Annotated in this window: 1 tRNA gene and 1 other RNA gene; both read left to right on the plus strand. The window is 52.7% G+C overall.

Annotated features, from left to right (window positions below):
- Positions 1 to 66: non-coding RNA, RtT sRNA (locus tag OGY62_RS02035), on the plus strand; the annotation flags it as partial.
- Positions 67 to 127: 61 nt separating this feature from the next.
- A tRNA-Arg gene (locus tag OGY62_RS02040) sits at positions 128 to 204 on the plus strand.
- The last annotated feature ends 1 nt before the right edge of the window (position 205 follow it).

The raw sequence follows: 205 nt of genomic DNA on the forward strand, positions 1-205 counted from the left end.
GATAACGTTGCTTCAGCAACGGCCCGTAGGGAGAGGCGCAGCCGAGTAATCCTCCCGGATGCACCATCTCTTACTTGATATGGCTTTTGTAGCGGTATCAATATCGGCAGTAAATAAGTTTCCCAATGCATCCGTAGCTCAGCTGGATAGAGTACTCGGCTACGAACCGAGCGGTCGGAGGTTCGAATCCTCCCGGATGCACCAT

The sequence above is a fragment of the Citrobacter sp. CK198 genome (assembly GCF_030333295.1).
GTDB classification, from domain to species: Bacteria; Pseudomonadota; Gammaproteobacteria; order Enterobacterales; family Enterobacteriaceae; genus Citrobacter_B; species Citrobacter_B koseri.